The sequence below is a fragment of the uncultured Jatrophihabitans sp. genome, from assembly GCF_964251945.1.
GTDB lineage: Bacteria > Actinomycetota > Actinomycetes > Mycobacteriales > Jatrophihabitantaceae > Jatrophihabitans.
Map to the genome: position 1 here is coordinate 856,727 of NZ_CAXULP010000001.1, position 23,331 is coordinate 880,057.

The 23,331-nt window shown below is 71.4% G+C and carries 24 protein-coding genes and 1 tRNA gene; 11 read left to right on the plus strand and 14 right to left on the minus strand.

Translation table 11 applies throughout. The annotated features are described in order from the left end of the window. Position 1 precedes the first annotated feature (1 nt). Positions 2–922, plus strand: coding sequence for a PAC2 family protein (locus ACFFBG_RS03945; protein ID WP_375475788.1), 921 nt, complete (start codon positions 2–4; stop codon positions 920–922). A 16-nt stretch (positions 923–938) separates the two neighbouring features. On the opposite strand, the gene mshC is transcribed toward ACFFBG_RS03945, so the two are convergent. Beyond that, a complete protein-coding gene (gene mshC / locus ACFFBG_RS03950) occupies positions 939–2,180 on the minus strand; it encodes a cysteine--1-D-myo-inosityl 2-amino-2-deoxy-alpha-D-glucopyranoside ligase (RefSeq protein ID WP_375475790.1) in 1,242 nt (413 codons plus the stop codon). Between the two features lie 64 nt (positions 2,181–2,244). Here mshC and ACFFBG_RS03955 point away from each other — a divergent pair, with 64 nt between their 5' ends. Next, positions 2,245–2,685: an SRPBCC family protein gene (locus ACFFBG_RS03955; RefSeq protein WP_375475792.1), complete on the plus strand. Its 441-nt coding sequence runs from the start codon at positions 2,245–2,247 to the stop codon at positions 2,683–2,685. Here the strand turns inward: ACFFBG_RS03955 and ACFFBG_RS03960 are convergent. Genes ACFFBG_RS03960 through ACFFBG_RS03980 form a run of 5 tightly spaced genes read right to left on the minus strand, consistent with a single transcriptional unit; the run spans position 2,682 to position 6,690 of the window. Next, on the minus strand, positions 2,682–3,467 hold the full coding sequence (locus ACFFBG_RS03960) for an SCO1664 family protein (RefSeq protein WP_375475794.1): 786 nt from the start codon (positions 3,465–3,467) through the stop codon (positions 2,682–2,684). The genes ACFFBG_RS03955 and ACFFBG_RS03960 overlap by 4 nt on opposite strands. A gap of 30 nt (positions 3,468–3,497) precedes the next feature. Beyond that, positions 3,498–4,070: a DUF3090 domain-containing protein gene (locus ACFFBG_RS03965; protein ID WP_375476255.1), complete on the minus strand. Its 573-nt coding sequence runs from the start codon at positions 4,068–4,070 to the stop codon at positions 3,498–3,500. Between the two features lie 20 nt (positions 4,071–4,090). Continuing rightward, the gene (locus ACFFBG_RS03970; protein WP_375475796.1) at positions 4,091–4,786 is read right to left on the minus strand and encodes a histidine phosphatase family protein; all 696 of its coding nucleotides are present in this window, start codon (positions 4,784–4,786) and stop codon (positions 4,091–4,093) included. 3 nt (positions 4,787–4,789) lie between these two features. Then, positions 4,790–5,641: an undecaprenyl-diphosphate phosphatase gene (locus ACFFBG_RS03975; RefSeq protein ID WP_375475798.1), complete on the minus strand. Its 852-nt coding sequence runs from the start codon at positions 5,639–5,641 to the stop codon at positions 4,790–4,792. After that, positions 5,638–6,690 (minus strand): LLM class F420-dependent oxidoreductase, encoded by a 1,053-nt coding sequence (locus tag ACFFBG_RS03980; protein WP_375475800.1) that lies wholly within the window; start codon positions 6,688–6,690, stop codon positions 5,638–5,640. The genes ACFFBG_RS03975 and ACFFBG_RS03980 overlap by 4 nt, the downstream gene beginning before the upstream one ends. Before the next feature lie 57 nt (positions 6,691–6,747). On the opposite strand from ACFFBG_RS03980, the gene ACFFBG_RS03985 reads away from it, so the two are divergent. Both ACFFBG_RS03985 and ACFFBG_RS03990 read left to right on the plus strand, forming a co-directional pair. After that, positions 6,748–7,731, plus strand: coding sequence for an aldo/keto reductase (locus ACFFBG_RS03985; RefSeq protein WP_375475802.1), 984 nt, complete (start codon positions 6,748–6,750; stop codon positions 7,729–7,731). Between the two features lie 8 nt (positions 7,732–7,739). Beyond that, positions 7,740–9,740, plus strand: a complete 2,001-nt coding sequence (locus ACFFBG_RS03990) for an AAA family ATPase (RefSeq protein ID WP_375475804.1) — start codon at positions 7,740–7,742, stop codon at positions 9,738–9,740. Between the two features lie 60 nt (positions 9,741–9,800). On the opposite strand, the gene ACFFBG_RS03995 is transcribed toward ACFFBG_RS03990, so the two are convergent. Both ACFFBG_RS03995 and ACFFBG_RS04000 read right to left on the minus strand, forming a co-directional pair. Further along, the gene (locus tag ACFFBG_RS03995) at positions 9,801–10,331 is read right to left on the minus strand and encodes a DUF1990 family protein (RefSeq protein ID WP_375475806.1); all 531 of its coding nucleotides are present in this window, start codon (positions 10,329–10,331) and stop codon (positions 9,801–9,803) included. Between the two features lie 70 nt (positions 10,332–10,401). Beyond that, a complete protein-coding gene (locus ACFFBG_RS04000) occupies positions 10,402–11,781 on the minus strand; it encodes an NAD(P)-binding domain-containing protein (RefSeq protein ID WP_375475808.1) in 1,380 nt (459 codons plus the stop codon). A 76-nt stretch (positions 11,782–11,857) separates the two neighbouring features. Between ACFFBG_RS04000 and ACFFBG_RS04005 the strand changes: the two genes are divergently transcribed. From ACFFBG_RS04005 to ACFFBG_RS04025, 5 genes are all read left to right on the plus strand, one after another. Then, entirely contained in the window at positions 11,858–12,499 is a 642-nt protein-coding gene (locus ACFFBG_RS04005; RefSeq protein ID WP_375475810.1) for a TetR/AcrR family transcriptional regulator, read from the plus strand. 25 nt (positions 12,500–12,524) lie between these two features. Then, positions 12,525–14,270: a GMC oxidoreductase gene (locus ACFFBG_RS04010; protein ID WP_375475812.1), complete on the plus strand. Its 1,746-nt coding sequence runs from the start codon at positions 12,525–12,527 to the stop codon at positions 14,268–14,270. Further along, a complete protein-coding gene (locus tag ACFFBG_RS04015; protein ID WP_375475814.1) occupies positions 14,267–14,872 on the plus strand; it encodes an acetoacetate decarboxylase family protein in 606 nt (201 codons plus the stop codon). Before ACFFBG_RS04010 ends, ACFFBG_RS04015 begins: the two co-directional genes overlap by 4 nt. A gap of 54 nt (positions 14,873–14,926) precedes the next feature. After that, positions 14,927–15,139 carry a DUF5703 family protein gene (locus ACFFBG_RS04020; protein WP_375475816.1) on the plus strand — a complete coding sequence of 71 codons (213 nt, stop codon included), beginning with the start codon at positions 14,927–14,929 and terminating at the stop codon, positions 15,137–15,139. A 71-nt stretch (positions 15,140–15,210) separates the two neighbouring features. Further along, on the plus strand, positions 15,211–15,729 hold the full coding sequence (locus tag ACFFBG_RS04025; protein WP_375475817.1) for a DinB family protein: 519 nt from the start codon (positions 15,211–15,213) through the stop codon (positions 15,727–15,729). 23 nt (positions 15,730–15,752) lie between these two features. Here ACFFBG_RS04025 and ACFFBG_RS04030 read toward each other — a convergent pair whose 3' ends face one another. Next, the gene (locus ACFFBG_RS04030) at positions 15,753–17,282 is read right to left on the minus strand and encodes an ATP-dependent DNA ligase (RefSeq protein ID WP_375475819.1); all 1,530 of its coding nucleotides are present in this window, start codon (positions 17,280–17,282) and stop codon (positions 15,753–15,755) included. Positions 17,283–17,287: 5 nt separating this feature from the next. Then, on the minus strand, positions 17,288–18,595 hold the full coding sequence (locus tag ACFFBG_RS04035) for a M20/M25/M40 family metallo-hydrolase (RefSeq protein ID WP_375475821.1): 1,308 nt from the start codon (positions 18,593–18,595) through the stop codon (positions 17,288–17,290). Positions 18,596–18,676: 81 nt separating this feature from the next. Between ACFFBG_RS04035 and ACFFBG_RS04040 the strand changes: the two genes are divergently transcribed. Next, a tRNA-Leu gene (locus ACFFBG_RS04040) sits at positions 18,677–18,761 on the plus strand. A gap of 23 nt (positions 18,762–18,784) precedes the next feature. Here ACFFBG_RS04040 and ACFFBG_RS04045 read toward each other — a convergent pair. Then, entirely contained in the window at positions 18,785–19,198 is a 414-nt protein-coding gene (locus ACFFBG_RS04045; protein WP_375475823.1) for a type II toxin-antitoxin system VapC family toxin, read from the minus strand. A 286-nt stretch (positions 19,199–19,484) separates the two neighbouring features. Then, positions 19,485–21,713 carry a SpoIIE family protein phosphatase gene (locus tag ACFFBG_RS04050; RefSeq protein ID WP_375475825.1) on the minus strand — a complete coding sequence of 743 codons (2,229 nt, stop codon included), beginning with the start codon at positions 21,711–21,713 and terminating at the stop codon, positions 19,485–19,487. A 372-nt stretch (positions 21,714–22,085) separates the two neighbouring features. On the opposite strand from ACFFBG_RS04050, the gene ACFFBG_RS04055 reads away from it, so the two are divergent. Continuing rightward, entirely contained in the window at positions 22,086–22,244 is a 159-nt protein-coding gene (locus tag ACFFBG_RS04055) for a hypothetical protein (RefSeq protein WP_375475827.1), read from the plus strand. Positions 22,245–22,290: 46 nt separating this feature from the next. Here the strand turns inward: ACFFBG_RS04055 and ACFFBG_RS04060 are convergent, their stop codons facing one another. Further along, positions 22,291–22,485 (minus strand): hypothetical protein, encoded by a 195-nt coding sequence (locus ACFFBG_RS04060; protein WP_375475828.1) that lies wholly within the window; start codon positions 22,483–22,485, stop codon positions 22,291–22,293. Between the two features lie 144 nt (positions 22,486–22,629). Further along, positions 22,630–23,028: a sigma factor-like helix-turn-helix DNA-binding protein gene (locus ACFFBG_RS04065; RefSeq protein ID WP_375475829.1), complete on the minus strand. Its 399-nt coding sequence runs from the start codon at positions 23,026–23,028 to the stop codon at positions 22,630–22,632. Positions 23,029–23,331: the final 303 nt, after the last annotated feature.

The following is a 23,331-nucleotide window of genomic DNA, read 5'->3' on the forward strand; positions in this document are numbered from 1 at the left end:
GGTGACTTCTGCGGACAACGACGCGACCGACCGCGAAGCCGAGGACGCGTGGCCCGAGCTCGTCAATCCGGTTCTCGTCGCCGCCTTCGAGGGCTGGAACGACGCCGGGGACGCGGCGAGCGGGGCCATCGAGCACCTCGAGCTGGTGTGGGACGCCCAGCCGGTGACCGAGCTCGATCCCGACGACTACTACGACTTCCAGGTCAACCGGCCGTCGGTGTCGCTCGTCGACGGGATCTCGCGGCGGATCTCCTGGCCCACCACCCGGTTCTCCTACTGCCGGCCGCCGGGCGCGGAGTTCGACCTGGTGCTCGTCCACGGCATCGAGCCGAACATGCGCTGGCGCTCGTTCTGCGGCGAGCTGCTCGCGATCATCCACGCCCTCGACATCCGGGTCGTGGTGACGTTAGGAGCGCTGCTGTCCGACACGCCGCACACCCGGCCGACGCAGGTCACCGGCACCGCGTACGACCCGGAGTCGGCGGCCCGCTTCGGGATGGAGCGCTCGCGGTACGAGGGCCCGACGGGCATCGTCGGCGTGCTGCAGGACGCCTGCGTCGCCAGCGGCATTCCCGCGCTGTCGTTCTGGGCCGGCGTGCCGCACTACGTGTCGCAACCGCCGAACCCGAAGGCCACTCTCGCGCTGCTGCACGGCGTCGAAGAGGTGCTGGACATCCCGATCCCGCTCGCCGAGCTGCCGCAGCAGCGCGACGAGTGGCAGAAGCTGGTCGACGAGATGGCCGCCGAGGACGACGAGGTGACGGAGTACATCCGCAACCTGGAAGAACGCGACGACGAGATCGACCGTTCGGAGATGCACGAGGCCTCCGGCGACGCGATCGCGCGGGAGTTCGAGCGCTACCTGCGCCGACGCGACCACGGCGGCGGACACGCCGGCGGCGGCCCCTTCTCCCAGGGCTGAGTCCCAGCGCCAAGGGCTACAGCGCGACGCCGAGCAGGGCGTCGACGAGGTCGCGCAACAGCCGCGGGCCGCCCGGCCCGGCGCCGGCTGGCAGCGCGTCCCCGTCGAGCGCGGCGGCGACGTAGCCGTCGACCGCCGTGAGGGCGCCGGGGGTGTCGAGGTCGTCGGCGAGCCGGGCCCGAACCGCCCGCAGCAGCGATTCGGCGGGCGGCGCCGCGGCCAACGCGGTGGCCGCGCGCCACCGCGCCAGCCGGGCCTCGGCGGCCTTGAGCCGCCCGCCCGTCCACTCCCGGTCGGCGCGGTAATGGCCGTCCAACAGCGCCAGCCGAATGGCCATCGGGTCGACGCGCGCGGCCCGCAGCTTGGACACCAGCACCAGGTTGCCGCGCGACTTGCTCATCTTCTCGCCGTCGAGCCCGACCATGCCGGTGTGCACGTAGTGCCGGGCGAACGGCGCCTCGCCGGTGAGCGCCTCAGCGTGCGCGGCTGAGTGCTCGTGGTGCGGGAAGATCAGGTCCGAGCCGCCGCCCTGAACGTCGAACCCCATCCCGAGGCGGTTCAGCGCGATCACGCTGCACTCGATGTGCCAGCCGGGGCGGCCGGCGCCGAGGGGGGTCTCCCAATACGGCTCGCCGACGCGGCGCGAACGCCACAGCAGCGAATCGAGCGGGTCGCGCTTGCCGTGCCGTTGCGGGTCGCCGCCTCGCTCGGCGAACAGCCTGAGCATCGTCTGGCGGTCGTAATGCGACTCGGCGCCGAAACCGGTCGCCGCCGACACCGGAAAATAGACATCGTCGTCCAGTTGATACGCGCCGTCTCGCTCGAGCAGTCGGCCGACCGCCTCGGTGATCTCCGGAATCGCCTCCACCGCCCCGACGTACTCGTGCGGCGGCAACACGCGCAGCGCCGTCATGTCGTCGCGGAACAGCTGGATCTCGCGCTCGGCGAGTTCCGTCCAGTTCTCGCCGGTGTGCGCGGCGCGCTCGAGCAGCGGATCGTCGACGTCCGTGACGTTCTGGACGTAGTGGACCGGCCCGCGCCCGGCGTCGAGCCACACCCGGTACACGAGGTCGAACGCGAGGTAGGTCGCGGCGTGGCCCAGGTGGGTCGCGTCGTACGGGGTGATCCCGCAGACGTACATGCGGGCCGCGCCGCCGGGCGCAGTGTCGCGCACCGAGCCGCTCGCGGTGTCGAACAACCGCAGCGTGCCGCCGTTGCCGGGAAGCACCGGGACCGCGGGCGACGGCCAGGTGTCCATGCCGGTCAACTTATCGAGGCGGTGATCAGGCAGACTCGGCGGGCATCAGGCAGACTCCGTGAGCATGAGCGACTATCTCGTCAGCGAGTCCCGCACCATCGCCGCCGATCCGCAACGGTTGTTCGACATCGTCGCCGACCCGGCGATGCACCCGAAGATCGACGGCTCCGGCACCGTGCAGGCGCTGCGCACCGGCGGCCCGGAACGGCTGTCCGCGGGGGCGAAGTTCTCCGTCGACATGAAGATCGGCGCGCCGTACAAGGTCATGAACACCGTCGTGGAATTCGACGACGGCAAGCGGATCGCCTGGCGGCACTTCAATGGCCACATCTGGCGCTACACGTTCGAGCCCGCGCCGGGCGGCGGCACCACCGTCACCGAGCAGTGGGACGCCAGGCATGTCTGGAACCGGTTGTTCCTCAAGCTCGTGGGATTTCCGAAAAAGAACCGCGCCGGCATCAAGGGCACGCTGACCCGGCTGGACGAGCTCGTCACCCAGTCCTAGATCGGCGGCCACGGGACGGCGGGCCAGTCGCCGCCGGGCTGCGGGTGCCGCCCGGTCGACAGCAGCCGGTCGACCCGCGAGCGGGTTGACCGGACCTCGTGCCTGGTCAGCAGCGCGGCCAACCGCTCGCCGAGCGCGCCGTCGAGCTCGGTCCGCAGCCGGCCGAGGGCGTCGAGCGCATGGCCGGTCAGCCGCGCGCCGGCCCATTGCCACAACACTGTCCGCAGTTTGTCCTCGACGCTGAACGTGACGCCGTGGTCGATGCCGTACACGTGCCCGTCGTCGGTCGGCAGCAGGTGGCCGCCCTTGCGGTCGGCGTTGTTGATCACCGCGTCGAACACCGCGATCTCGCGCAGCCGCTCCATGTCGCGCCGGCGCATGAAGCGGGCGATGTCGATCGACTCGTCGATCTCGACCCACAGCTGCACCATCCCGGGGCCGGCCGGGCCCTCGCGATACACCGTCGGCGGGACGATCGCCCAGCCGCTCGCCGCGGACACCTCGTACGCGGCCACTTCGCGCTCGGCCAGCGTGCCGGTCGGAAAGTCCCAGAGCGGGCGCTCGCCGGCCACCGGTTTGTAGACGCAGGCGGCGGACGCGCTGTCGAATGTCACGCCGCAGTAGAAGGTGGCGTTCGAGGCGTCCATGACCCGGCCCTCGATGGACAGCTCCCCTGCGCTCAGCAGCGTGACGGCGTCGTCGGCCGAGATGCCCGCGCCGCCGTCGACCGCAAGCCGCACCGGCGCGGTGAGCTCGCCCTCGCCCGCCGGTTCCTCAGTCACGAGCGCCGACGCAATTCACGATCACTGGCGTCAGGGGTTGAGCGAGATGCCGCGATGGTAGCCGTTGAGCCGCACGCAGACGTGGCCCGCGGGATTGAGCGGCTGGCCGCACAGCGGGCACGGCGGGCGGCCAGCGGAGACGAGCCGGCGGGCCCGCTCGACGAAGGCCCGCGCGTCGCCCGGCTCGAGCAACACGCGCAGCGCGTCCGGACCCTCTTCGACGTCCTCCAGCAGGGTCTGCTCGGCCTCTTCGCTCGACTCGACCGGCGCCTGCGCCTCGATCACCACCAGGCCGGCGTCGCCGTCCCACGCCAGGCCCATGGCGGCGACCCGAAACTCCTCGTCGACCGGCTGCTCCAGCGCGTCGTTGTCGCCGGCGGCAGAGCCGGTCGCCGGCAGCGCGGTGCCGGTGCGCGTCACCACTTCTTCCAGCAGCTGGTCGAGCCGGTCGGACAGCACCACGACCTGCTGCTTCTCCAGCGCCACGGACACGACGCGGTTGCCGTCGGCGGCCTGCAGATAGAACGTGCGATCCCCAGGCTCGCCGACGGTGCCGGCGACGAAGCGGGCCGGGCGTTCGAAGACGTGGAGTTGCCGCATGATTGCGATCAGCCTAGCCAGCCTCAGACTGCCCCGCCGCCGGTGCCGCCGCCGATCGTCGCGTCGCTGGCGGCGCTCTTGCGACGACGACGCTTTGCCGGGGCGAAGCCGGCCAGGTCGCCGCCGGTGTCGTTGACGCGGATCACGTAGGGCCGGGTCTTCGTGTACCGGATCACGGTCACCGAGCAGGGGTCCGGGACGATGCGCTGGTATTGGTCGAGATGCAGGCCGAGGGCGTCCGCGACGATCGCCTTGATCACGTCGCCATGGCTGCACGCCACCCAGACCGCGTCCTCGCCGAGCTGGTCGTCCCAGTCGCGGATGGCGCCCACGGCCCGCGCGGCCATCTCCGCCAGCCCCTCGCCATTCGGAAATCGCACCGCGGACGGTTGTGCCTGCACCACCTTCCAGAGCGGCTCCTTCGCGAGATCTTTCAGCGCCTTGCCGGTCCAGTCGCCGTAGCCGACCTCGATGAGCCGGTCGTCGACGGCCCACCGCGGCTCGCCGCCCTGCGCGTCGCGGATGGCCTGGGCGGTCTCCAGGCAGCGGTCGAGCGGGCTGCTGACGATCGCCGCGAGCGGCAGCACGGCGATCCGCTCCCCCACTGCGGCCGCCTGCTTGCGGCCGCGGTCGTCCAGATGGACGCCGGGCGTGCGGCCGGCGAGCACCGGTCCGGTCATCGGGGTCAGGCCGTGGCGGACGAGGAGCAGCGTGGACACGGGTCAGGTGGCGGAGATGACGTTGGTCGCCAGCAGCACGATCAGCAGGATGCCGAGCGCCACGCGGTACCAGATGAAGACGTAGGTGGTGTGGTTCGTCAGCCAGCGCATCAGCCAGTGGATGGAGGCCAGCCCGACGATGAACGCGAAGAGCACCGCGACGCCGGTGAGCCCGACGCCTGGGGACTTCGAGTCGCCGGGTTTGATCGCCTCGTAGCCGCCGGACAGCACCACGGCCGGAATGGACAGCAGGAAGGAAAAGCGCGCGGCGGCCTCGCGGGTCATGCCGCGAAACAGCCCCGCGGTGATCGTGGTGCCGGACCGGGAGGCGCCCGGAATTAAGGCGAGCGCCTGGGCGGTGCCGACGGCGATGGCGTCGGTGGTGTTGATCTCCTCTTCGCCCCGTTCGCGCGAACCGAGCTTCTCCGCCGCATAGAGGATGCCGGCGAGCGCGATAAGCGTGCAGGCGATCAGCCACAGGTTGCGAGCGCCGGTCTCGATCTGCTTGCTGAACACCAGGCCGAAGACGCTGACCGGGATCGTCGCCAGGATGAGGTACCAGCCCAGCTTGTACTCCAGCGAGCTGCGCACGGAGCGGTCGCGGATCCCGCGGAACCAGGCGACGACGACGTGCAGCAGCTCGCGCCAGAAATAGATGACGATGGCGAGGGTGGTGCCCAGCTGGATGATCGCGGTGAACGCGGCGCCGGGGTCGTCCGACGTGGGCTGGCCCTTGTAGTGGAAGTGCCAGTCGAACAGCACCGGCACGATCCGCAGATGCGCGGTGGACGACACCGGCAGGAATTCGGTCAGACCCTGCACGATGCCCAGGACGATCGCCTGCAGCAGCGTCATGCGCCGACGCCGGACTCGTCGAGCGCCTCCGCCGCGGCGCGCAGCCCGGCCAACTGCTCCTCGACCGTGGCGCCGTACGGCGCCACCGACAGCGTGGTGACGCCCGCGCCGGCGAACTCCGCCATCCGGTCGGCGAGCCGGTCGACCGGGCCGAGCAGCGACGTGCTGTCGACGAACTCGAACGGGACGGCCGCGGCGGCGCCGTCGTAGTCCCGCGAGAGGTAGCGCTCCTGGACCTCGGCCGCGGCGTCCGCGTAGCCCATGCGCGTCGCCAGCGCGTTGTAGAAGTTCTGCTCGCGGCTGCCCATCCCGCCGACGTAGAGCGCGGCGTACGGCCGGACCGGCAGCGCGCACGCCTCCAGGTCATCGCCGACCGACAGCGGGACGGTCGGGGCGACATCGAAGCCGCTGAGATCCTTGCCGGCCTTCGCCCGCCCGGCGGCGACCGTCGCAAGCTGTTCGTGCGCGTAGGACGGCGCGAAGAAGACCGGCAGCCAGCCGTCGGCGAGCTCGCCGGCCAGCTCGAGGTTTTTCGGCCCGATCGCGGCGAGGTAGATCGGGATGTGCTCGCGGGTCGGGTGCAGCATCAGGTGCAGCGCCTTGCCCGGCCCGTCAGGCAGCGGCAGCGTGTATGTCTGACCCTCGTAACGCACCCGCTCGCGGCTCAGCGCCATGTTGACGATGTCGACGTATTCGCGAGTGCGGGCGAGCGGCTTGGCGAACCGCACGCCGTGCCAGCCCTCGGACACCTGCGGGCCGGACACGCCGAGGCCGAGCCGGAACCGGCCGCCGGAGAGCGCGTCGAGCGTCGCGGCGGTCATCGCCGTCATCGTCGGCGTCCGGGCCGGAATCTGCAGAACCGCGCTGCCCAGCTCGATGCTGGAGGTCTGCGCGGCGAGCCAGGCGAGGACGGAGACCGCGTCCGAGCCGTACGCCTCCGCGGTCCACACGACCGAGAAACCGAGTCGCTCGGCCTCCCGCACGACGGAGAGCTCATTGCTCTCGGAGCCACGCAGGCCCCAGTAACCGAGGTTGAGTCCGAGCCGCACCGAGCAACCTTAGCGAGCGGCGTCGGCCGGCCCGGACTCCCGAGGTAGCTTCTGGGCGTGAAACTCCGTTCGGTCGGCCGCAGCGGGCTGACGGTCTCGCACCTCGGGCTCGGCACGTGGCGCTGGGGGCAGGACACGGACGCGGACGAGGCCGCCGCGATCCTGGTGGAGTTCCACGACGCGGGCGGCACCCTCGTCGACACGGCGGTCGGTTACGCCGGCGGCGAAGCGGAGTCGATCCTCGGCGGGCTGATCGCCGACGTCGTGCCGCGCGAGGAGCTGGTGCTCGCCGGCAAGGCCGGCCACCGGATCGTCGACGGCGAAGCGCGGGTCGACGCGTCCCGCGGCCGGCTGCTGAGCGACCTGGAGACCTCGCTGCGCCGGCTGGGCACCGACTACCTCGACCTGTGGCAGGTGCACGTCCCGGACCCGCGGGTGGCGATCGAGGAGACGCTGTCCGCGCTCGACGCCGCGGTGTCGGCCGGCAAGGCGCGCTACGTCGGGGTGTCGAACTACGACGGCTGGCGCACGGCCCACGCGGCCACCCTGCAGGCGGCCAAGGCCGGCTACGCGCCGATCGTCTCGAACCAGGTGAAGTACTCGCTGCTGGACCGCGGCGTCGAGCGCGAGGTCGTGCCGGCCTGCGCGGCGCTGGGCGTGGGCCTGCTGCCGTACTCGCCGCTCGGCGGCGGCGCGCTCACCGGCAAGTACCGCGCTGGCATCCCCTCGGACTCCCGGGCGGCGTTGGGCACCCGGCATCTGGCCGATCTCGACGACCCGGCGACCCACGGCATCGTCGAGGCGGTGGCGACTGCGGCCGAGGGCCTGGCGACCTCGCCGATCGCCATCGCGCTGGCCTGGGTGCGGGACCGGCCCGGCGTGGCCGCGCCGATCGTGGGCGCGCGCACCCTGGGCCAGCTCACCGCGGCGCTGGTATCGGAGACGCTGGACCTGCCGAGCGAGATCCGCAGCGCGCTCGACGACGTGTCCGCGCCCATTCTCGGCTACCCCGAGAGCGTGGCCCTCGAAATGGTGGGCTGAGCGCCGGCGTGGCAGCCGACGATTCACGGGCCGCTCCGGGTGCGGAACCAGGCGGCGGTTCCGGCGTCGATCCGGTCTTCGCAGCGTTCTGCGAGGCCGGGCTGTGGCCAGGACTTGGCCGCCGGCTCGCTGCCGAACTCGCCGACCACGGCATCCGCGCTCCGCAGGACGTCAGCGCCACAGCGCTCGCGGCGCTGCCGAAAGTCGGGCCGCAGCGGGCCGGGCGGCTGGTGTCGTCGTTCATCGCGGCTACGCCCGCATATGAGGTCGCCGAGCTGATCGTCGCGGCCGGTCTCGACGCCCGGATCGTGGGGCGCGCCGTCGACCTGCTCGGGCCGCCGGCGTCCCGGCTGCTCCGCGACGACCCGTGGCGATTACTGAGCGTGTACGGAGTGTCACCGTCCGAGGCGGACCGGGTCGCGCGGTCGGCGCTGCCCGGCGTCCAACGCGACGACCTGCGGCGGGCGCGTGCGCTCGCCGGCTGGGTGCTCGCCCGGCGCGGACGGGATGGGCACACCTGGGCGGCGCGGCCGGACGTGGTCGGCGAGCTGGCGCAGTTCGGACTCGGCGACGTCGAGGTGGCGGTCGGCGCGGCGCTCGAGTCCGGCGCGGTGGTCGAGTCCGACGACGGCCAGCTCGCGTTGGCGCGCTACGCCGAGGCCGAGGACGGCATCGCGCAGGGCGTCGCCCGGCTGCTGGCCACCGCCAAGCCGATCGACGTCCCGAAGAAGGCGGCCCGCCGTGCCGCCGACCTCGACGACAACCAGCAGTCGGCCGTCACCGCCGCGCTCACCGCGGGCGTCAGCGTGCTCACCGGCGGCCCCGGCACCGGCAAGAGCCGCACCGTGGCGACGATCGTCGCGCAGGCCGAGGCGGCCGGCCGGTCCATCGCGCTGGCCGCGCCCACCGGCCGCGCGGCGAAGCGGCTGGAGGAGCTGTGCGGCTCGCCGGCTTCCACGCTGCACCGGCTGCTCGGCGCGCAGCCGCGGCAGTCCGAAGGCGGCGTGCGCTTCGACGGCGGGTTCGCCCGCGGCGAGGACGCGCCGCTCGACGAGGACGTCGTCGTGGTCGACGAGACGTCGATGTTGGACGTCGAGCTGGCCGACGCGCTGCTGTCCGCCTGCGCCGACGGCACGCACCTCGTGTTCGTCGGCGACGCCGCGCAGCTGCCGTCCATCGGGCCGGGGCGAGTGCTCGGCGACCTGATCGACTCCGCCGTCCTACACGTCACCGAGCTCACCCAGCTGTACCGCCAGGCGGAGGGCGGCACGATCGCCCGGCTCGCGGCGGCGGTGCGCGAGGGCGAGTTGCCGGCCGTCGACGACCCGACCCGCGAAGTGGTGGTCGTGCCGGCGCGCGGCTCCGCTGAAGCGGCGCACCGCGTCGTGCAGCTCGTCACCGACTCGATCCCGCGGGCGCTCGGCATCGCGGCGGACAGCGTCCAGGTCGTCACGCCGGTGCACCGCGGACCGGCGGGCACGCAGGGGCTGAACGCTGCGCTGAAGGCGGCGCTCAACCCGGGCTCGGGCAAGCGGCGGTTCGACCCGGGCGATCGCGTCGTGGCGACCGCCAACCACCTCGAGGCCGAGCCCGCCGGCTACGCGAACGGCGAGGTGGGCGTGGTCGACGACGTCGGCGCCGACGGCGCGGTGACGGTCGAGTTCGCGTCTGGGCCGGCGCAGGTGCGCGGCAAGGCGCTCGGCGACCTGCTGCACGGCTGGGCGATCACGGTGCACCGCGCGCAGGGCTCGGAGTTCCCAGCCGTGGTCGTCGTGTTGCCGCCCGAAGCCGGTGGCTTGCTGTCGCGTCCGCTCGTCTACACGGCGATGACCCGTGCGCAGCGGCACCTGTCGATCGTGCACGCGGCCGGGCCGGCAGTCGGCCGCGCGGTGCGCCAGGTGGGCGCGGTGCCTCGCCGCACCCGGCTGATGCCGCTGCTGCAGGAATACGTCGGCGCCGTCTCGTCCGACCCGTCCGCCCCGTCCAGTCCGCCCGCCCCGCCCGGCTGACTGGTGCGTTCCGCGCTGAGTGGTGCGTTATCACGCGCCATTGAGCCGTTATCGCACCAGTCAACTGAGCGCGCGTAGGTAGCGGTCGGTCATCAGGCGCTGCATGAGCGTCGTCATCGGGCCGCCGAGTCGAGCCAACCTCGTCGCGGGTCGAGAGAACGCGGAGACGGTGAACTCGATCCGGCCCGCTGCCGTGCGCTCGAGGACGAACGACTCCTCGCCCGATTCGGGATGTCCGGGCAGCGTGCCGTAGGCGAAGCCACGGCGGTCCGCCTCCTCGATCACATACACCACCCGGCACGGGATTGTGATCGCGAGCGGGCCGACTCCGAGACGCATCAGCGTGACGGCGTCCGCCTCGACGCGCTGCGATGACGCCGCGACTCGCAATCCGGCGCGCGACTGAACCTGCCAGGTCATCAAGCGGTCGACGAGCACGTCGAAATCGCTCGATCCGCTGAGCGTGCGCGTCCGGGCGATGTGCTGGTACCCGTCAGGAAGCGGACCCGCGGAACGCCCGACCTCGGGATAGGTGAAGTGCTCGCGTTGGAGTTCGGCGGCGCGGGACGGGTCCAGTAGTTCCACGGTCACACCCAAATCGTCTCGAGCCCTGTCGTCAGTGGTCACTTGCGCGTGTCAGTGGTCGGGTGCGGCTGACCACTCACCTGTCCAACTGACCACTGACGGCGACACGCGCGGGAGAGGGCAGCGAACGGGGCTGCCCGACCCGGCGCCGGCCCGCCGTGCGCTCGCGGCGCAGCTCGCCGAGGTGCTCCAGGAAGTCGACCTGGATGGTGTGCCGCTTCGACCGCACGTAGCGCTTCGCGAGCGCCCGCCGATAGGACGCGATCTCCGCCTGCATGGCGGCGTCGGACGGCAGCGTCGCGGTCCCGTCCAGCAGGTCGGCCACCCATTCGGCCTGCGCCTCGGCGAGCGGCATGATCGCGCCGAGCGGCTGCACCAGGCCGACGAAGTAGAGCCCGGGATGCGCCGGGTCGACCACCCGGTGATACAGCGAGATGTCATTGTCCTGGGCATTCACCAACGACTCGTCGAAAAACGGAAAGCTGATCTTGTAGCCCGTGCAGTAGACGATCACATCGATCCGCTCCGACGAGCCGTCGACGAAGTGCACGGTGTCGCCGTCGAGCCGCGCGATGTTCGGCTTGACCGCGACGTCGCCGTGGCCGAGCCGCACGAGCAGGTCGTCGGAGATCGTCGGGTGCGCCGAGGCGATCTTGTGGTCCGGCTTGGGCAGGCCGTACTTCGTCACGTCGCCGCGCACGGCCCGCATGATCAGCGAGAGCAGTGCTCGCTGGATCGCGAACGAGCCCACCCGGGCCAGCGGCGACGTCGTCAGATGGTCGGTCGGGATGCCGAACACGTACTTGGGAATGACGTGCGCGCCGCGACGCATCGCGAGGAAGGTGCGCTCGGACACCCGGGACGTCTCGACGGCGATGTCGCACGCGGAGTTGCCGATGCCGAGCACGAGCACCCGCTTGCCCTCGTAGCCGTCGAAGGTCTTGTAGTGGTGCGAGTGGACCTGCTCGCCGGTGAAGGTCTCGGCGCCGGGGAAAGCGGGCTCCGGCCAGCGCGGATCCCAGTGGTGGCCGTTCGCGACGAGCACGGCGGCGTAACGGCGCTCGACGACATCGGCCGAGCCGCGCGCCCGGACGCCGACCACCCACTCGCCGCCGTCCGGAACGACCGACACGACCTCGGTGCGGAACCGGATGCGGTCGCGGAGGCCGAAGTGGTCGACGAACCGGTCGAAGTACTCGGCGATCTGCGCGTGGTTGGGGTAGGTCGGGTAGTCGTGCCGCATCGGGAACGAGCGGTACTCCATCACCTCGCGCGAGGTGTTGATGTGCAAGGACCGGTAGGACGAGGACATCTCGTTGTCGTTCAGGTAGCGCCAGTTGCCGCCGACCTCCGAGCCGGCTTCGTAGCAGTCGAATTCGATGCCGCGGGCCTGCAGCACCTGGCACGCCGCGATGCCGGACGACCCTGCCCCGATGACACACACCTGCGCGCTCAACGAAACGCCGCCCCCTCTTGCCTGAATGTGACCACCCGGTCATAGTGACTATGTCAGCGCTGTCGAGGAGGTGCAAATGCCACGGCCAACCTGGGACAACCTCGCGCCCGACCGCCGCCGTCGCGTGCTCGACGCGGCGATGGCCGAATTCGGCCGGCACGGTTACTCGGGCGGCAGCCTGAACGTCATCGCGCGCGAGGCCGGCGTGGCGAAGGGCTCGCTGTTTCAGTACTTCGACGACAAGTCCGACTTCTTCGCCCACGTCGCCGAAGAGGCGTCGCTGCGGATCTACGCCCACATGCAGCCCTACCTGCAGGCGCCCGGCGACGGCGAGTCGCTGGTCGATCACGTGGCCGGGCTCGTCGACGTGTGGATCGCCTATATGGCCGAGCATCCGCTCGAGCGCGGCGTCACCGCGGCGACGACCATGGAACTCGACCCGGACGTCCGCGAGGCCGTTCGCGCGCCCGTCCACCGGCTCTACGCGGCAGGGCTGCGGCCGCTGCTGCGCAACGCCGTGACCGCTGGCGAGCTGCGACCCGACGCCGACCTGGACGCGTTGATCTCGCTGCTGGTGCTGCTGCTCCCGCATCTTGCGCTCGCGCCGTTCGAGCCTGGCCTGGACGCCGCGCTCGCCTTGCACGGGACGACCGGCCGGACGCGGTCCAAGCGTGCCCGACGTTTCGTCGACACCCTGCTCGGCGGAGTGCTCGCATGACTGCTCATCCCATCGAGGTCGCCTGGTGACTCATTACGACGTGTTGATCATCGGCTCGGGCTTCGGCGGCAGCGTCAGCGCGCTGCGGCTGACCGAGAAGGGCTACCGGGTCGGCGTGCTCGAAGCCGGCCGCCGGTTTGCCGACGCCGACCTGCCGAAGAGCTCGTGGCATGTGCGCGACTACCTGTTCGCGCCGGCGCTCGGCTGCCACGGCATCTTCCGGATCACACCGCTGCGCGACGTGCTGGTGCTGACCGGCGCGGGCGTCGGCGGCGGCTCGCTCGGCTACGCGAACACGCTCTACCAGCCGCCGGCCGCGGTGTTCGCCGACCCGCAGCTCGGGCACATCACCGACTGGGCGGCGGAGCTCGAGCCGTATTACGACCAGGCCCGCCGGATGCTGGGCGTGACCCCATACCCTGGGGTATCCCCTGCCGACCGGGTCATGAAGGCGGTCGCCGAGGAGATGGGCATCGGCGCCACGTATCGCAACGCGGACGTCGGCGTGTTCTTCGGCTCGAAGCCGGGCGTCGACACGCCGGACCCGTACTTCGGCGGCGTCGGCCCGGCGCGCCGCTCGTGCACCCACTGCGGCGAGTGCATGACCGGCTGCCGGCACGGCGCGAAGAACACGCTCGTCAAGAACTACCTCTACCTCGCCGAACAGGCCGGCGCGCAGGTGCTGCCGCTGCGCACGGTGCACGACGTCCGGCCGCGGACGGACGGCGGTTACGCCGTCCACTCACACCGGACCGGACGGCCGCGAGCCGGCCGGCGCTCTGCGACGCAGATCGACACCGCCGACCAGGTGATCTTTTCCGCCGGCGCGCTGGGCACTGCCAAGCTGCTGCACGCGTTGCGGGCGGACGGGTCGCTGCCGGGGCTCTCGCCGCGGGTCGGGAAGCTGACCCGCACCAACTCCGAGGCGATCCTCGCGGCGCGGGCCCGCGGGCACGACGTCGACTACAGTCGCGGCGTCGCCATCACCTCCTCGATCCATCCCGACCCGGTGACGCACGTCGAGCCGGTGCGCTACGGGCGCGGGTCGAACCTGCTCGCGTTGCTCGGCACCGTGCTCGTCGACGGCGACCAGCCGGTGGCCCGCTGGCGCGCCGGCCTGCGTGAGATGCGCGCCCGGCTGCGCGAGCTCCCGGCGCTGCACACTCCGCGGCATTGGTCGGAGCAGACGATCGTGCTGCTGGTCATGCAGACGCTCGACAACTCGATCACCACGACGCTGCGACGCGGCCGGCTGGGCCGCCGCCGCCTGACGTCCGCGCAAGGCGAAGGCGAGCCGAACCCCGCCTGGATTCCGGCCGGCCACGAGGTCGCGCGGCGAGTGGCCGAGCACATCGACGGCGTGCCGGGCGGCTCGTGGGGCGATCTCATCGACATGCCGGTCACCGGACATCTGATCGGCGGATGCGTGATCGGCGACTCGCCGCAGACCGGAGTCGTGGACGCCTATCAGCGCGTCTACGGACACGCCGGGCTGCACGTGGTGGACGGCTCGGCGGTGTCGGTGAACCTCGGCGTCAACCCGTCCTTGACGATCACCGCGCAGGCCGAGCGGGCGATGGCGATGTGGCCGAACCGGGGCGACGCCGACGCGCGGGCCCCACTGGGCGCGCCGTACGAGCCGGTGCCGGCGGTCGAGCCGACGCGGCCGGCGGTGCCGGAGACCGCGCCCGGCGCGCTGCGGCTGCCCGTGTTGGCCCCGCAGCGGGGCGACACGCCACCGGATTCGCCGCAGCCGAGCCAAGACCGTTGACCGGCTACCCGCCACAGCCGTGGGACCTGCGCGGCCAGATGCACGCCTCGGCGTTTCTCGTCCCGCTGGCCGACGTGCCGGTGGACCTGCCCCCCGGGCACACGCCGGTCCGGCTGGGCCGCTTCGGTGTCGTCACCGCCGCCTGGGTGTCCTACGAGCCGGGCGGCGTGCTCAGCTATCAGGAGCTGATGGCCACCGTGCTGGTGCGCCACGGCTGGCGGCTGCGGCCGACGATCACCGCGATCTGGGTCGACAGCGTCGCCTCGCGCGACGGCGGCCGCGCGCTGTGGGCGATCCCGAAGGAGCTGGCCGAATTCGCAGTCGGCGACGGCCGGTTCGCCGCCTCGGACGAGAAGGGGCCGATCGCGACGGGCGTCCTCCGACGCCGGCTGCGGCTGCCAGGGCGGCTGCCGATCCGGTTCGCGGTCGCCCAGTCGCGTGCCGGTGCCGCCGTCGTGAGCCCGGTCGTGGCGCGCGGCTCGCTGGCGTTCTCCCGCTCCATTTTCGAGGCGACCCCTGGCGGCCCGCTGGGGTTTCTCACCGGCCGTCGGCCGCTGCTCACCCTCTCGTTGGGCGAGTTCCGGATGGCCTTCGGCCGCTAGACCGGCTGTCGACGAGCTTGGTCTGACGCCGGGAGATGGCGTTCAATGGTCGCGATGGACGGTGCCGAGCCCGAGTGGGAATACGCGCCGCTGCGCATCCCGGCCGAGGTGACCCGGCTGAACGCGGCGGCGCAGTTGTCGCTGCACGCGGAGTTCGGCGGTTGGGAGCTGGCCCGGGTCGTCCGGTACACGGACGGCAGCCGGCGGGTCACACTGCGGCGCAAGCGGCGCAAGACCGCCGTCCCGCTGCCCGGCTTGTCGACCTGAGCGACGCCGCTGCCACGGCCCTGCCCCGGGCGGACGACGCTGATGTCAGACCCGCGCTGCAGAATCCGCACATGACCAGAACAGAACAGCCGGACCGCGAGCGGGCCGATCTCGTCGAGTCGCTGAATCGTCAGAGGTTCTTCCTGCGCAACACGCTGCGCGGGCTCACCGACGAGCAGGCCGCCCAGCGCAGCACGGCGAGCGAGCTGTCGCTCGCCGGGCTGATCAAGCACGTGGCCATGGCCGAGCGGCAGTGGGCCGAGTTCATCGTTCACGGGCCGTCCGCGATGAGCGGCTCGGACGAGCAGGCGATGGCGGCGTGGATGGCCGGCTTTCACATGGCCGAGGGCGAGACGGTTGAAGGGCTGTTCGCGGCCTATGACGACGTCGCGCGGAGCACCGACGAGCTGCTCCGCGAGCTGCCCGATCTCGACGCCGAGCAGCCGCTGCCAGAGGCGCCGTGGTTCCAGCCGGGCGCACGGTGGTCAGCGCGGCGGGTGGTGCTGCATGTGATTGCCGAGATCGCGCAGCACGCCGGCCACGCCGACATCATCCGCGAGTCGATCGACGGGGCGAAGTCGATGGGCTGAACGCGGACTTACCCCAGGCTTTGCTACTCGACGTGGAAGGCGCGCACCGTGTCGATGGTGTCCGCCTCGGCGGCCGATTTGTCGTCGCGGTAGCGCAGGACGCGCGCGAAACGCAGCGCAACCCCGCCCGGATAGCGGGTCGACGCCTGCAATCCGTCGAACGCGATCTCGACGACCTGTTCGGGCCGCACCTGCACCACGTACCCGTCGGTCGGCCCGTCGGCGAGCTCGGTGAAACGCCGCGTCTGCCAATCGAGCATGGAGTCCGTCATGCCTTTGAACGTCTTGCCGAGCATCACATACCCGCCGGTATGGGGGTCGAGCGCGCCGAGGTGGATGTTCGACAGCTTGCCGGTCCGCCGGCCGGACCCCCACTCGACCGCCAGCACCACGAGGTCGAGCGTGTGCACCGGTTTGATCTTGAGCCAGCTCGCTCCGCGCCGGCCGGCTTCATACGGGGCGTCGAGGGCTTTGGCCACGACGCCCTCATGGCCGGCAGCGAGCGTCGCGTCGAGGAACCGCCGCGCCTCGGCCTCGTCCGAGGTGACGAGCCGGTCGACGCGCTGGCCGGCCGGGACGAGGTCGGCGAGCACCGCCGCGCGCCGCTCCAGCGGCTCGTCGAGCAGGTCGGCGCCGTCGACGTGCAGGACGTCGAAGAAGAACACCGACAATGGCTGGGCGCCCTGTGCCGCCGCGATGTCGACGCTGCGCCCGAAGCGCGACGCCGTCACTTGAAACGGCTGTGGCCGCCGGTCCGACCGCAGCGCGATCGCCTCGCCGTCGGCCACCAGATCGGTCACTTTCAGTGCCCGGGTCGCGGCCACAACCTCGGGCAACCGGCTGGTCACGTCGTCCAGGCTGCGGGTCCACACCCGCACGTCGTCGCCGGCGCGATGGATCTGCACCCGGGCGCCGTCCAGCTTGGCCTCGAACACCGCTCGTCCGCCAAGCCGGGCGAGCGCGTCGCCGACGTCCGAGGCCGGCTGCGCGAGCATCGGCCCGACCGGCCGACCGACCTGCAGCCGGAACTCCGCGAGCGCGTCCGCGCCTCCTTTCCTTGCCGCGTAGGCCACCGCGGGCAGCGCACCCCCGAGCATCGCGGCCCGCCGCACCCCGGCCAGCGGAACGTCGAACGCCCGCGCGATGGCGTCGGCCATGAGGCCGAGCAACGCGCCCTGCCGCAGCTCGCCGCCGAGCAGCCGGCGCAGGAACACCTGCTCCCCCGGCGTCGCGACGCCGAACAGCCCGGCCAGCAGCGCCGCTCGCCGTGCCTGCGACCCGACTCCCCGAACGCCTTTGATCTCCGTCAAGATCGCGTCGACCCCGGTGACGGTGAGCGACGGCTCGGCGGCTGGCGCAGGCACCGTGCGCAGCGCAGCCCAGCCGACACCGATCTGCCGCTGCGCCAGCTCGCCGGACAGCCAGGCCACGACGGTCTCGAGCTCACCTTCAGCCGTCTCGGCCAGGACGGTCGCGAGCCGAGCCGACTTCGCCAAGCGCGAAGTCGTCGCCGCGAGTTCGGCGGAGGCGGCCGCGACTTCGGTGAGCAGCACGTGCGTCAGCAGGCTGCGAGCAACCGGTCTAGCACGCGGACGCCGAACTTCAGCGCGTCCACCGGCACGCGTTCGTCGATGCCGTGGAACAGCGCCATGAAGTTGAGCTCGGACGGCAGCCGGAGCGGCGCGAAGCCGAAGCAGCGGATGCCTAGGGTGGAGAACGACTTCGCGTCGGTGCCGCCGCTCATCAGGTAGGGCACCGGGTGCGCGCCCGGATCCTCGGCGCGCAGCGAGGCCGCCATCGCATCGACGAGCGCGCCCTCGAACGGCGTCTCCACGGCGATGTTGTTGTGGATCGTCTCCCGCGTGATGCCCTCGCCGGCGAGCTCGTCGAGCACGGCGAGCATGCGCTCTTCCGCCCCGGGCACGAAGCGGGTGTCGATGCTCGCCTCGGCCCGGCCGGGGATCACGTTCACCTTGTAGCCAGCCTCGAGCATCGTCGGGTTCGCGGTGTTGCGCACCGTCGCGCCGATCATCCGCGCTGCGCCGCCGAGCAGCGGAAGCCACGCCTCGACGTCGTCGGCTTCGAAGTTCTTGCCGGTCACCGCGTTCAGCCCGTCGACGGTCGCGCGGACGGTGTCGGTGATCTCGACCGGCCACTCGTGGTTGCCGATCCGCGACACCGCGTCGGCGAGCCGGGTGACGGCGTTGACCTCGTGCACCATCGAGCCGTGTCCGGGCGGCGCGGACGCGCGCAGCCGCAGCCAGTTGATGCCCTTCTCGGCGGTCTGGATCAGATAGAGGCGGTGGGCCTCGTCGAGGCTGACGCTGTAGCCGCCGACCTCGCTGATCGCCTCGGTGCAGTCGGCGAACAGCTCTGGATGGCGGTCGACCAGGTAGTGGGCACCCTCGCGTCCGCCGGCTTCCTCGTCCGAGACGAAGGCCAGCACGATGTCGCGTGGCGGCGTGCGTCCGGCGCGGGCCCACTCGCGGACGAGCGCGAGGGTCATCGCGTCCATGTCCTTCATGTCGACCGCGCCCCGGCCCCACACGTGGTCGTCGCGCACCTCGCCGGCGAACGGGTCGACGGACCACTCGCTGGCGTCGGCCGGGACGACGTCCAGGTGGCCGTGGATCAGCAGCGGCGGACGGGACGAGTCCGCCCCGGCAATTCGCGCAATCGTCGAGGCCCGCCCAGGGGCGGCCTCGATGATCTGCGACTCGATGCCGACCTCGTCGAGCTTCGCGGCCACCCACTCCGCCGCCGGCCGCTCCGGATGGGTGGGGTTGGAGGTGTTGATCCGAATCAGGTCGACCAGCAGCTCGACGACCTCGTCCTGCGCGGTGACAGACTCCGACGGCCGGCTCATGCCTCGTTCCTACCAGTTCCGCCGCCGCCGGTCGGTGCGTTTAACCCGCCGGGGCGGTCGAGTAAACTCGGCGACACACTCGTCCGGGTGGCGGAATGGCAGACGCGCTAGCTTGAGGTGCTAGTGCCCGTTTTAGGGCGTGGGGGTTCAAGTCCCCCCTCGGACACCGATCGAAGTCTCGGGACATCGTCAGATGGGTTCCGGTCCGACCCGCAAGCCGGCAGCCTGCGCAGCTCGTCGTAGTTCTTCGTCATAGGCGATCATCACATCTGCCCCGATGCGCAGTGCGGCCGTCAGATGGATCGCGTCCAACGTCCGCAGTCTGCCCGGCGCGTTCGGTGCATCGTGCAGATCGCTCGCGTCGAGTTGCGCGAGGTTGACCATGCCCACGAGCACATCGGCCTCGTTCGTGTCGATTTCAGGCTGCCGGTTGACCTGGCAAAGGATCTCGGTGCGCAGCAGGACCGACGAGACGAGGGTCTCGCCGCGGTCGAGGAGGTCGTCGAGGTAACGCGCCGTGTGTTCGGTCAGCGCGGCGAGCGCCGCATCGGGGCTGACCGTCAAGACGCGCAGCGCCGCGGATGTGTCCAGATAGGCGATCACTCGTCACGCATCTCGGCGAGCACGTCCAAGGCATCGCGTTCAGTCGCTCGCGCAGCGAAGCTGGCGAACGTGTCCCTGGTGGGCAAGCCCCCTGGACTGAAAGGGCCCGCAGTAGCGCCGACGCGCGATGGGGCGCTGTGCTGAGATCGCCTTCGACGAACTCAAGGACTGCGACCGCACAGATGACCGGCGAGGCCCTCGCGGGCCGCGTCCGCGGCGGTCGGGTTATCGGGCAGTGCTTATCGGCTGGCTTGTGTTGTCGCGAGTCGGACCCGGTGTCGCGGCACTAGCGGTGCACCGCGCCGATTCGCACTGCGAGCAGGGCAACGTCGTCGCTGTACGGGTCGTCGGCGCCCATCTCGCTCAGCAGCCGGTCCAGCACAGTGTCGAGGTCGTCGTCGCTGGTCGCGCGCATGACGTCGGCGAGGCGGGCCAGGCCGACGTCGAGGTCGCGGTCGCGGCGCTCGACGAGCCCGTCGGTGTACAGCAGCAGCATCGACCCCGGCTCCAGTGTCGCGGCGTGATTCCGGCGGCTCGCGGCGGGCATGACGCCGAGCGGGACATCGATGACATCGGTCGTGAGAAAGCGCACGACGCCGTCGCGGTCGAGGACGGCCGGCGCGAGATGGCCGGCGTTCGACCAGCGAAACGCCACCGAGCCTGCAGCGCCGGCGCGTTCCAGCTCGCCGGTCAGGGCGGTGGCGAAGGTGCCAGGCCCGAGCGCCCGGCTGGCGCTGTCGGTGGCAGTGAGCACGTCCGCCGGGGAATGCCGCCCGGTCCAGGCAGCCGCCCGCATAAGGGTGCGCAGCTGCGCCATCGCCGCGATCGCCGCGACGTCGTGCCCCATGACATCGCCGATCGTCACGACGGTCGACCCCTCCGGAAGGTCGAAGTGGTCATACCAGTCGCCGCCCACTTCGTGGTCTAGCTGAGCCGGCCGGTAGCGCGTCCGCACCTCTAACCCGGGGCCTGCGGGCGGCGTCGCCAACACGCTGCGCTGGACAGATTCCGCCAGCCGGCGCGCGCGGTGGGCCGCTCGCGCGCCATCCAGCACCGGCCCGGCGCGATCTGCGATCTCCAGGGCGGCCTCGATCTCATCCGGCTGGTGGGCGCCCCGCTCGTGGGTGGTCACGAGGGTCAACACACCGAACACCCGGCCGCGCGCCGTCAGCGGGATGTAGGCGACACCATGGGGTTCGAGCGCGCGGACGAGCGCGCGGACGGCCGGGTCGGTTTGCGCAGCTGCCAGCTCGTCGTCGCTCATGTTCGCGAAGACGACCGGCTCGCCGGTACGCAGCACCGTGGCGAGCGGCGCGTTCTCATTCTTCGCCACGCTGCGCCGCGAGGCGTAGTTCTCAACCTCCGGCTGACGCTTCGGATCGCGGTGGGCGACGCCGATGTCGCGTAGCGCGTGGTCCTCGTCAACCACGGTCACCAGGCTCCAGTCGGCGAGGTCTGGCACGACCAGGCGGGCAAGGTTGCCGACTGCGACATCAGGGTCGGCATTGGCCGTGAGCGCCTCGCTCACCCGCGCCAACAGCGCCAGCCGCTTGTTCGCGCGCTCGGCCTCGGCCCGAGCCGACTCCGCCTCGGCGCGGGCGAACCGGGCGCGCTCGTAGGCGGCCGAGTTGTCGATCGACAGCGCGGCGCGGGAGGCGACGTCCTTGGCCACCTCGAGTTGGCCGTCGCTCCAGGGCGCGTCGGCGAACAGCGACAGCAGGCCCACCGTCCGCCCGCGCGCGAGCATCGGCACGACCACTGCGGCGTGCGGGGCCAGGTCGTCGAACGACGCCCGCACATCTTCGTCGGCCATCTGCACACGCAACACCGAGTGCGCGTTCGTCATCAGCGCCGCCGGCTTGCGCGAGCTGACCGCGTCCTCGGCGATCGTTCCCGGCGGGACGGCCTGCCGGGCGTTCATGTACTGGGCGACCGTCCGACGCCGGGCCGGATCGGCATGCCACGAGCTCATGTCCTGAAACACGCCGGCGCGATCAGCGACGGCCACGATCGACCATGTGCCCAGGTAGGGCACCACGAGCTGCGCGAGCCGCACCACGTTGGAGAAGACGTCCAGACTCCCGGCGAGGGCATCCGCGACGCCCGCCACGAATCGCGCCCGCTCGGCGGCCTGCGCCTCGTGCGACTGCGCCTGCTTGCGGGCCGTCACGTCGAGGAAATAGCACGCGATGCCATGCGGGGTCGGCTGCACCCGAAGTTCGAACCACACGGACAGCACGGGATACCACGCGTCGAAGGACGCCGGTTGTCGCGTGGTCATCACCGACTCATAGACCCGGCCGAACTCGAGCTCGCGGGCTCCAGGAAACTGCTCCCACAGGTTGCGGCCGAGGAGCTCGCCCGCTGTCTTGCCGAGGATGCCCTCCGCGGCCGCGTTGACCCGCGTTATACGCCAGGTTCGATCCAGGCTCACGTACCCGACAGCCATCTCCTCGATGACCGAGGACGCGTCCGCGCCAACCGCCGACGTGGGCGCAGCCCCGTCCTCGTCCATACATTCTCCCGAACTGAGCCTGGGTGACGCGCGACCATCACACCACGTCCGGCCAGTGAACCGAACGCCGCCACTGCGGGATCGGCGCCCGGCCCGACCGCCACGAGTTCGCGAGCCAAGACTCCGTCGGCCGTGATCCTCAGCTCACGGACACCAACGCCTTCGACGGGCCCGACTCCGCTGAACGCCTCGTGCTGCCTCCTCGAGCAGGCAGACACTGAGGGGTCGTGCTCCAATCCGCAACGACACGAAATCGGCCGTTGACGGCCGCGTCTCGCCGCGCAAGGTCACAGCCAGCTGTCGGTGTGGCGCGCCGCTTGCAGGGGCACATTCTGGCCACAATGACAGCTCGGGCGAGCGCGGAGGTGCGGGATGAGCTGGATCGCAGAAGATGACGGCGGCGTGTGCTGGGACTGTGGTGGTCCGATCATGCCGGGGCAGTCGGTGGACCGGTCCAACGAGCCGGAAGTCGCGCCGTGGATGCACATCGAATGCCCGGTGCCAGTGGCCGCGTCCAACGAAGCCGCCTAAACGGCCGCAACCTCTCGACCCGGTGCTGGCGGGCTCGATCGCGTCGTCAGCGGCCGGCGGTCAGCGCGGCCCGGGCGCGGCCGGTCACGCCGTCGCCGATCGGGCGGATAACCGTGCTCAGCGCGACCATCCGGGCGCGCCGCCGCCGGTCGCTGGATCGGTTGCCGAATGACGGGCGTGCGCCGAGCGCCGGACGAGCCGGGACGCGGCGTGGAGCCGCGGGTGGCAGCAGCGTCGTCATGTCAATAGCTATATCGCCGCAGGATGAGCGGGCACTGGGGCGCAAGCCGGTGTTCGCAAAGAACCTTCGGCCGGGGTTCCTGCCGGACAAGCGGCGCGCATCGCCAGTCCGGACGCCGTCGGCGCGGCCCGGTCGGACTCCACATCACGCGCCAGCTCGACGTGACTTGAGCCCGGCGCGAGCCATTCGGATCGAGGCCTGCTGGCCAGTCTCCGCCGGCGGCCAGCTCGCGCCACGGGGTCCCTGGTGCGCCTCGAGATCGGCACAGATCCTGCGCATCGCGGCCGATACGACGCGGGCGACCGTTCGGTAGGGCGTGCCCATCCGCTGTGCTGCCTGGCGCTGCGTCAAGCCCTCGGCGTAGATGAGCAACAGCGCTTGCCGGCCGAGCGGCTCGACGTCGGCCAACAACGCGGTGAAGGGTTGGACGACCGGTTCTGCGACCGGTTCTGCGACGGCGCTGGCTGGTAAAGGTCGCAGCTCGCGCGGCACCGGCCAAGCGGGTCCCGGGCTGGGTGTGGCCGCTGTGGACTCTGTCGACATTGGCTGACCGATTCGCGCCACGCGCTGGCCTGGCGAGGCGAACTCAGCAGGGGCACTCGAAGGTTGGGTGTCGCCGCGCGCACCGAGAACAACCTCGACCCGTAGTTAGTGTTGCACACTCCGTAATGCGTCCGGCACTTTTTGCCCATTCCGCCGCGTAGGGTAAATGGCGACCGAGGGCATTTCGCACGCCGGCCCCCACGCCGGCCTCGTCCGCGGAGATCGTCGACACCGCCCAACAAGGGCCGAAGTGGTGTGCACGATGACGACCGCGTCCGTCCGGACAGCGCGCTGACGCCCGCA

Excerpts from the sequence above, each read along its gene's own strand:
- ACFFBG_RS04065 (WP_375475829.1), bottom strand. The coding sequence starts at position 23,028 with ATGTCGACAGAGTCCACAGCGGCCACACCCAGCCCGGGACCCGCTTGG.
- mshC (WP_375475790.1), bottom strand. The coding sequence starts at position 2,180 with ATGGACACCTGGCCGTCGCCCGCGGTCCCGGTGCTTCCCGGCAACGGC.
- ACFFBG_RS04035 (WP_375475821.1), bottom strand. The coding sequence starts at position 18,595 with ATGAGCCGGCCGTCGGAGTCTGTCACCGCGCAGGACGAGGTCGTCGAG.
- ACFFBG_RS04020 (WP_375475816.1), top strand. The coding sequence starts at position 14,927 with ATGGACGGTGCCGAGCCCGAGTGGGAATACGCGCCGCTGCGCATCCCG.
- ACFFBG_RS04025 (WP_375475817.1), top strand. The coding sequence starts at position 15,211 with ATGACCAGAACAGAACAGCCGGACCGCGAGCGGGCCGATCTCGTCGAG.
- ACFFBG_RS04060 (WP_375475828.1), bottom strand. The coding sequence starts at position 22,485 with ATGACGACGCTGCTGCCACCCGCGGCTCCACGCCGCGTCCCGGCTCGT.
- ACFFBG_RS04005 (WP_375475810.1), top strand. The coding sequence starts at position 11,858 with ATGCCACGGCCAACCTGGGACAACCTCGCGCCCGACCGCCGCCGTCGC.
- ACFFBG_RS04055 (WP_375475827.1), top strand. The coding sequence starts at position 22,086 with ATGAGCTGGATCGCAGAAGATGACGGCGGCGTGTGCTGGGACTGTGGT.
- ACFFBG_RS03955 (WP_375475792.1), top strand. The coding sequence starts at position 2,245 with ATGAGCGACTATCTCGTCAGCGAGTCCCGCACCATCGCCGCCGATCCG.
- ACFFBG_RS03975 (WP_375475798.1), bottom strand. The coding sequence starts at position 5,641 with ATGACGCTGCTGCAGGCGATCGTCCTGGGCATCGTGCAGGGTCTGACC.
- ACFFBG_RS04050 (WP_375475825.1), bottom strand. The coding sequence starts at position 21,713 with ATGGACGAGGACGGGGCTGCGCCCACGTCGGCGGTTGGCGCGGACGCG.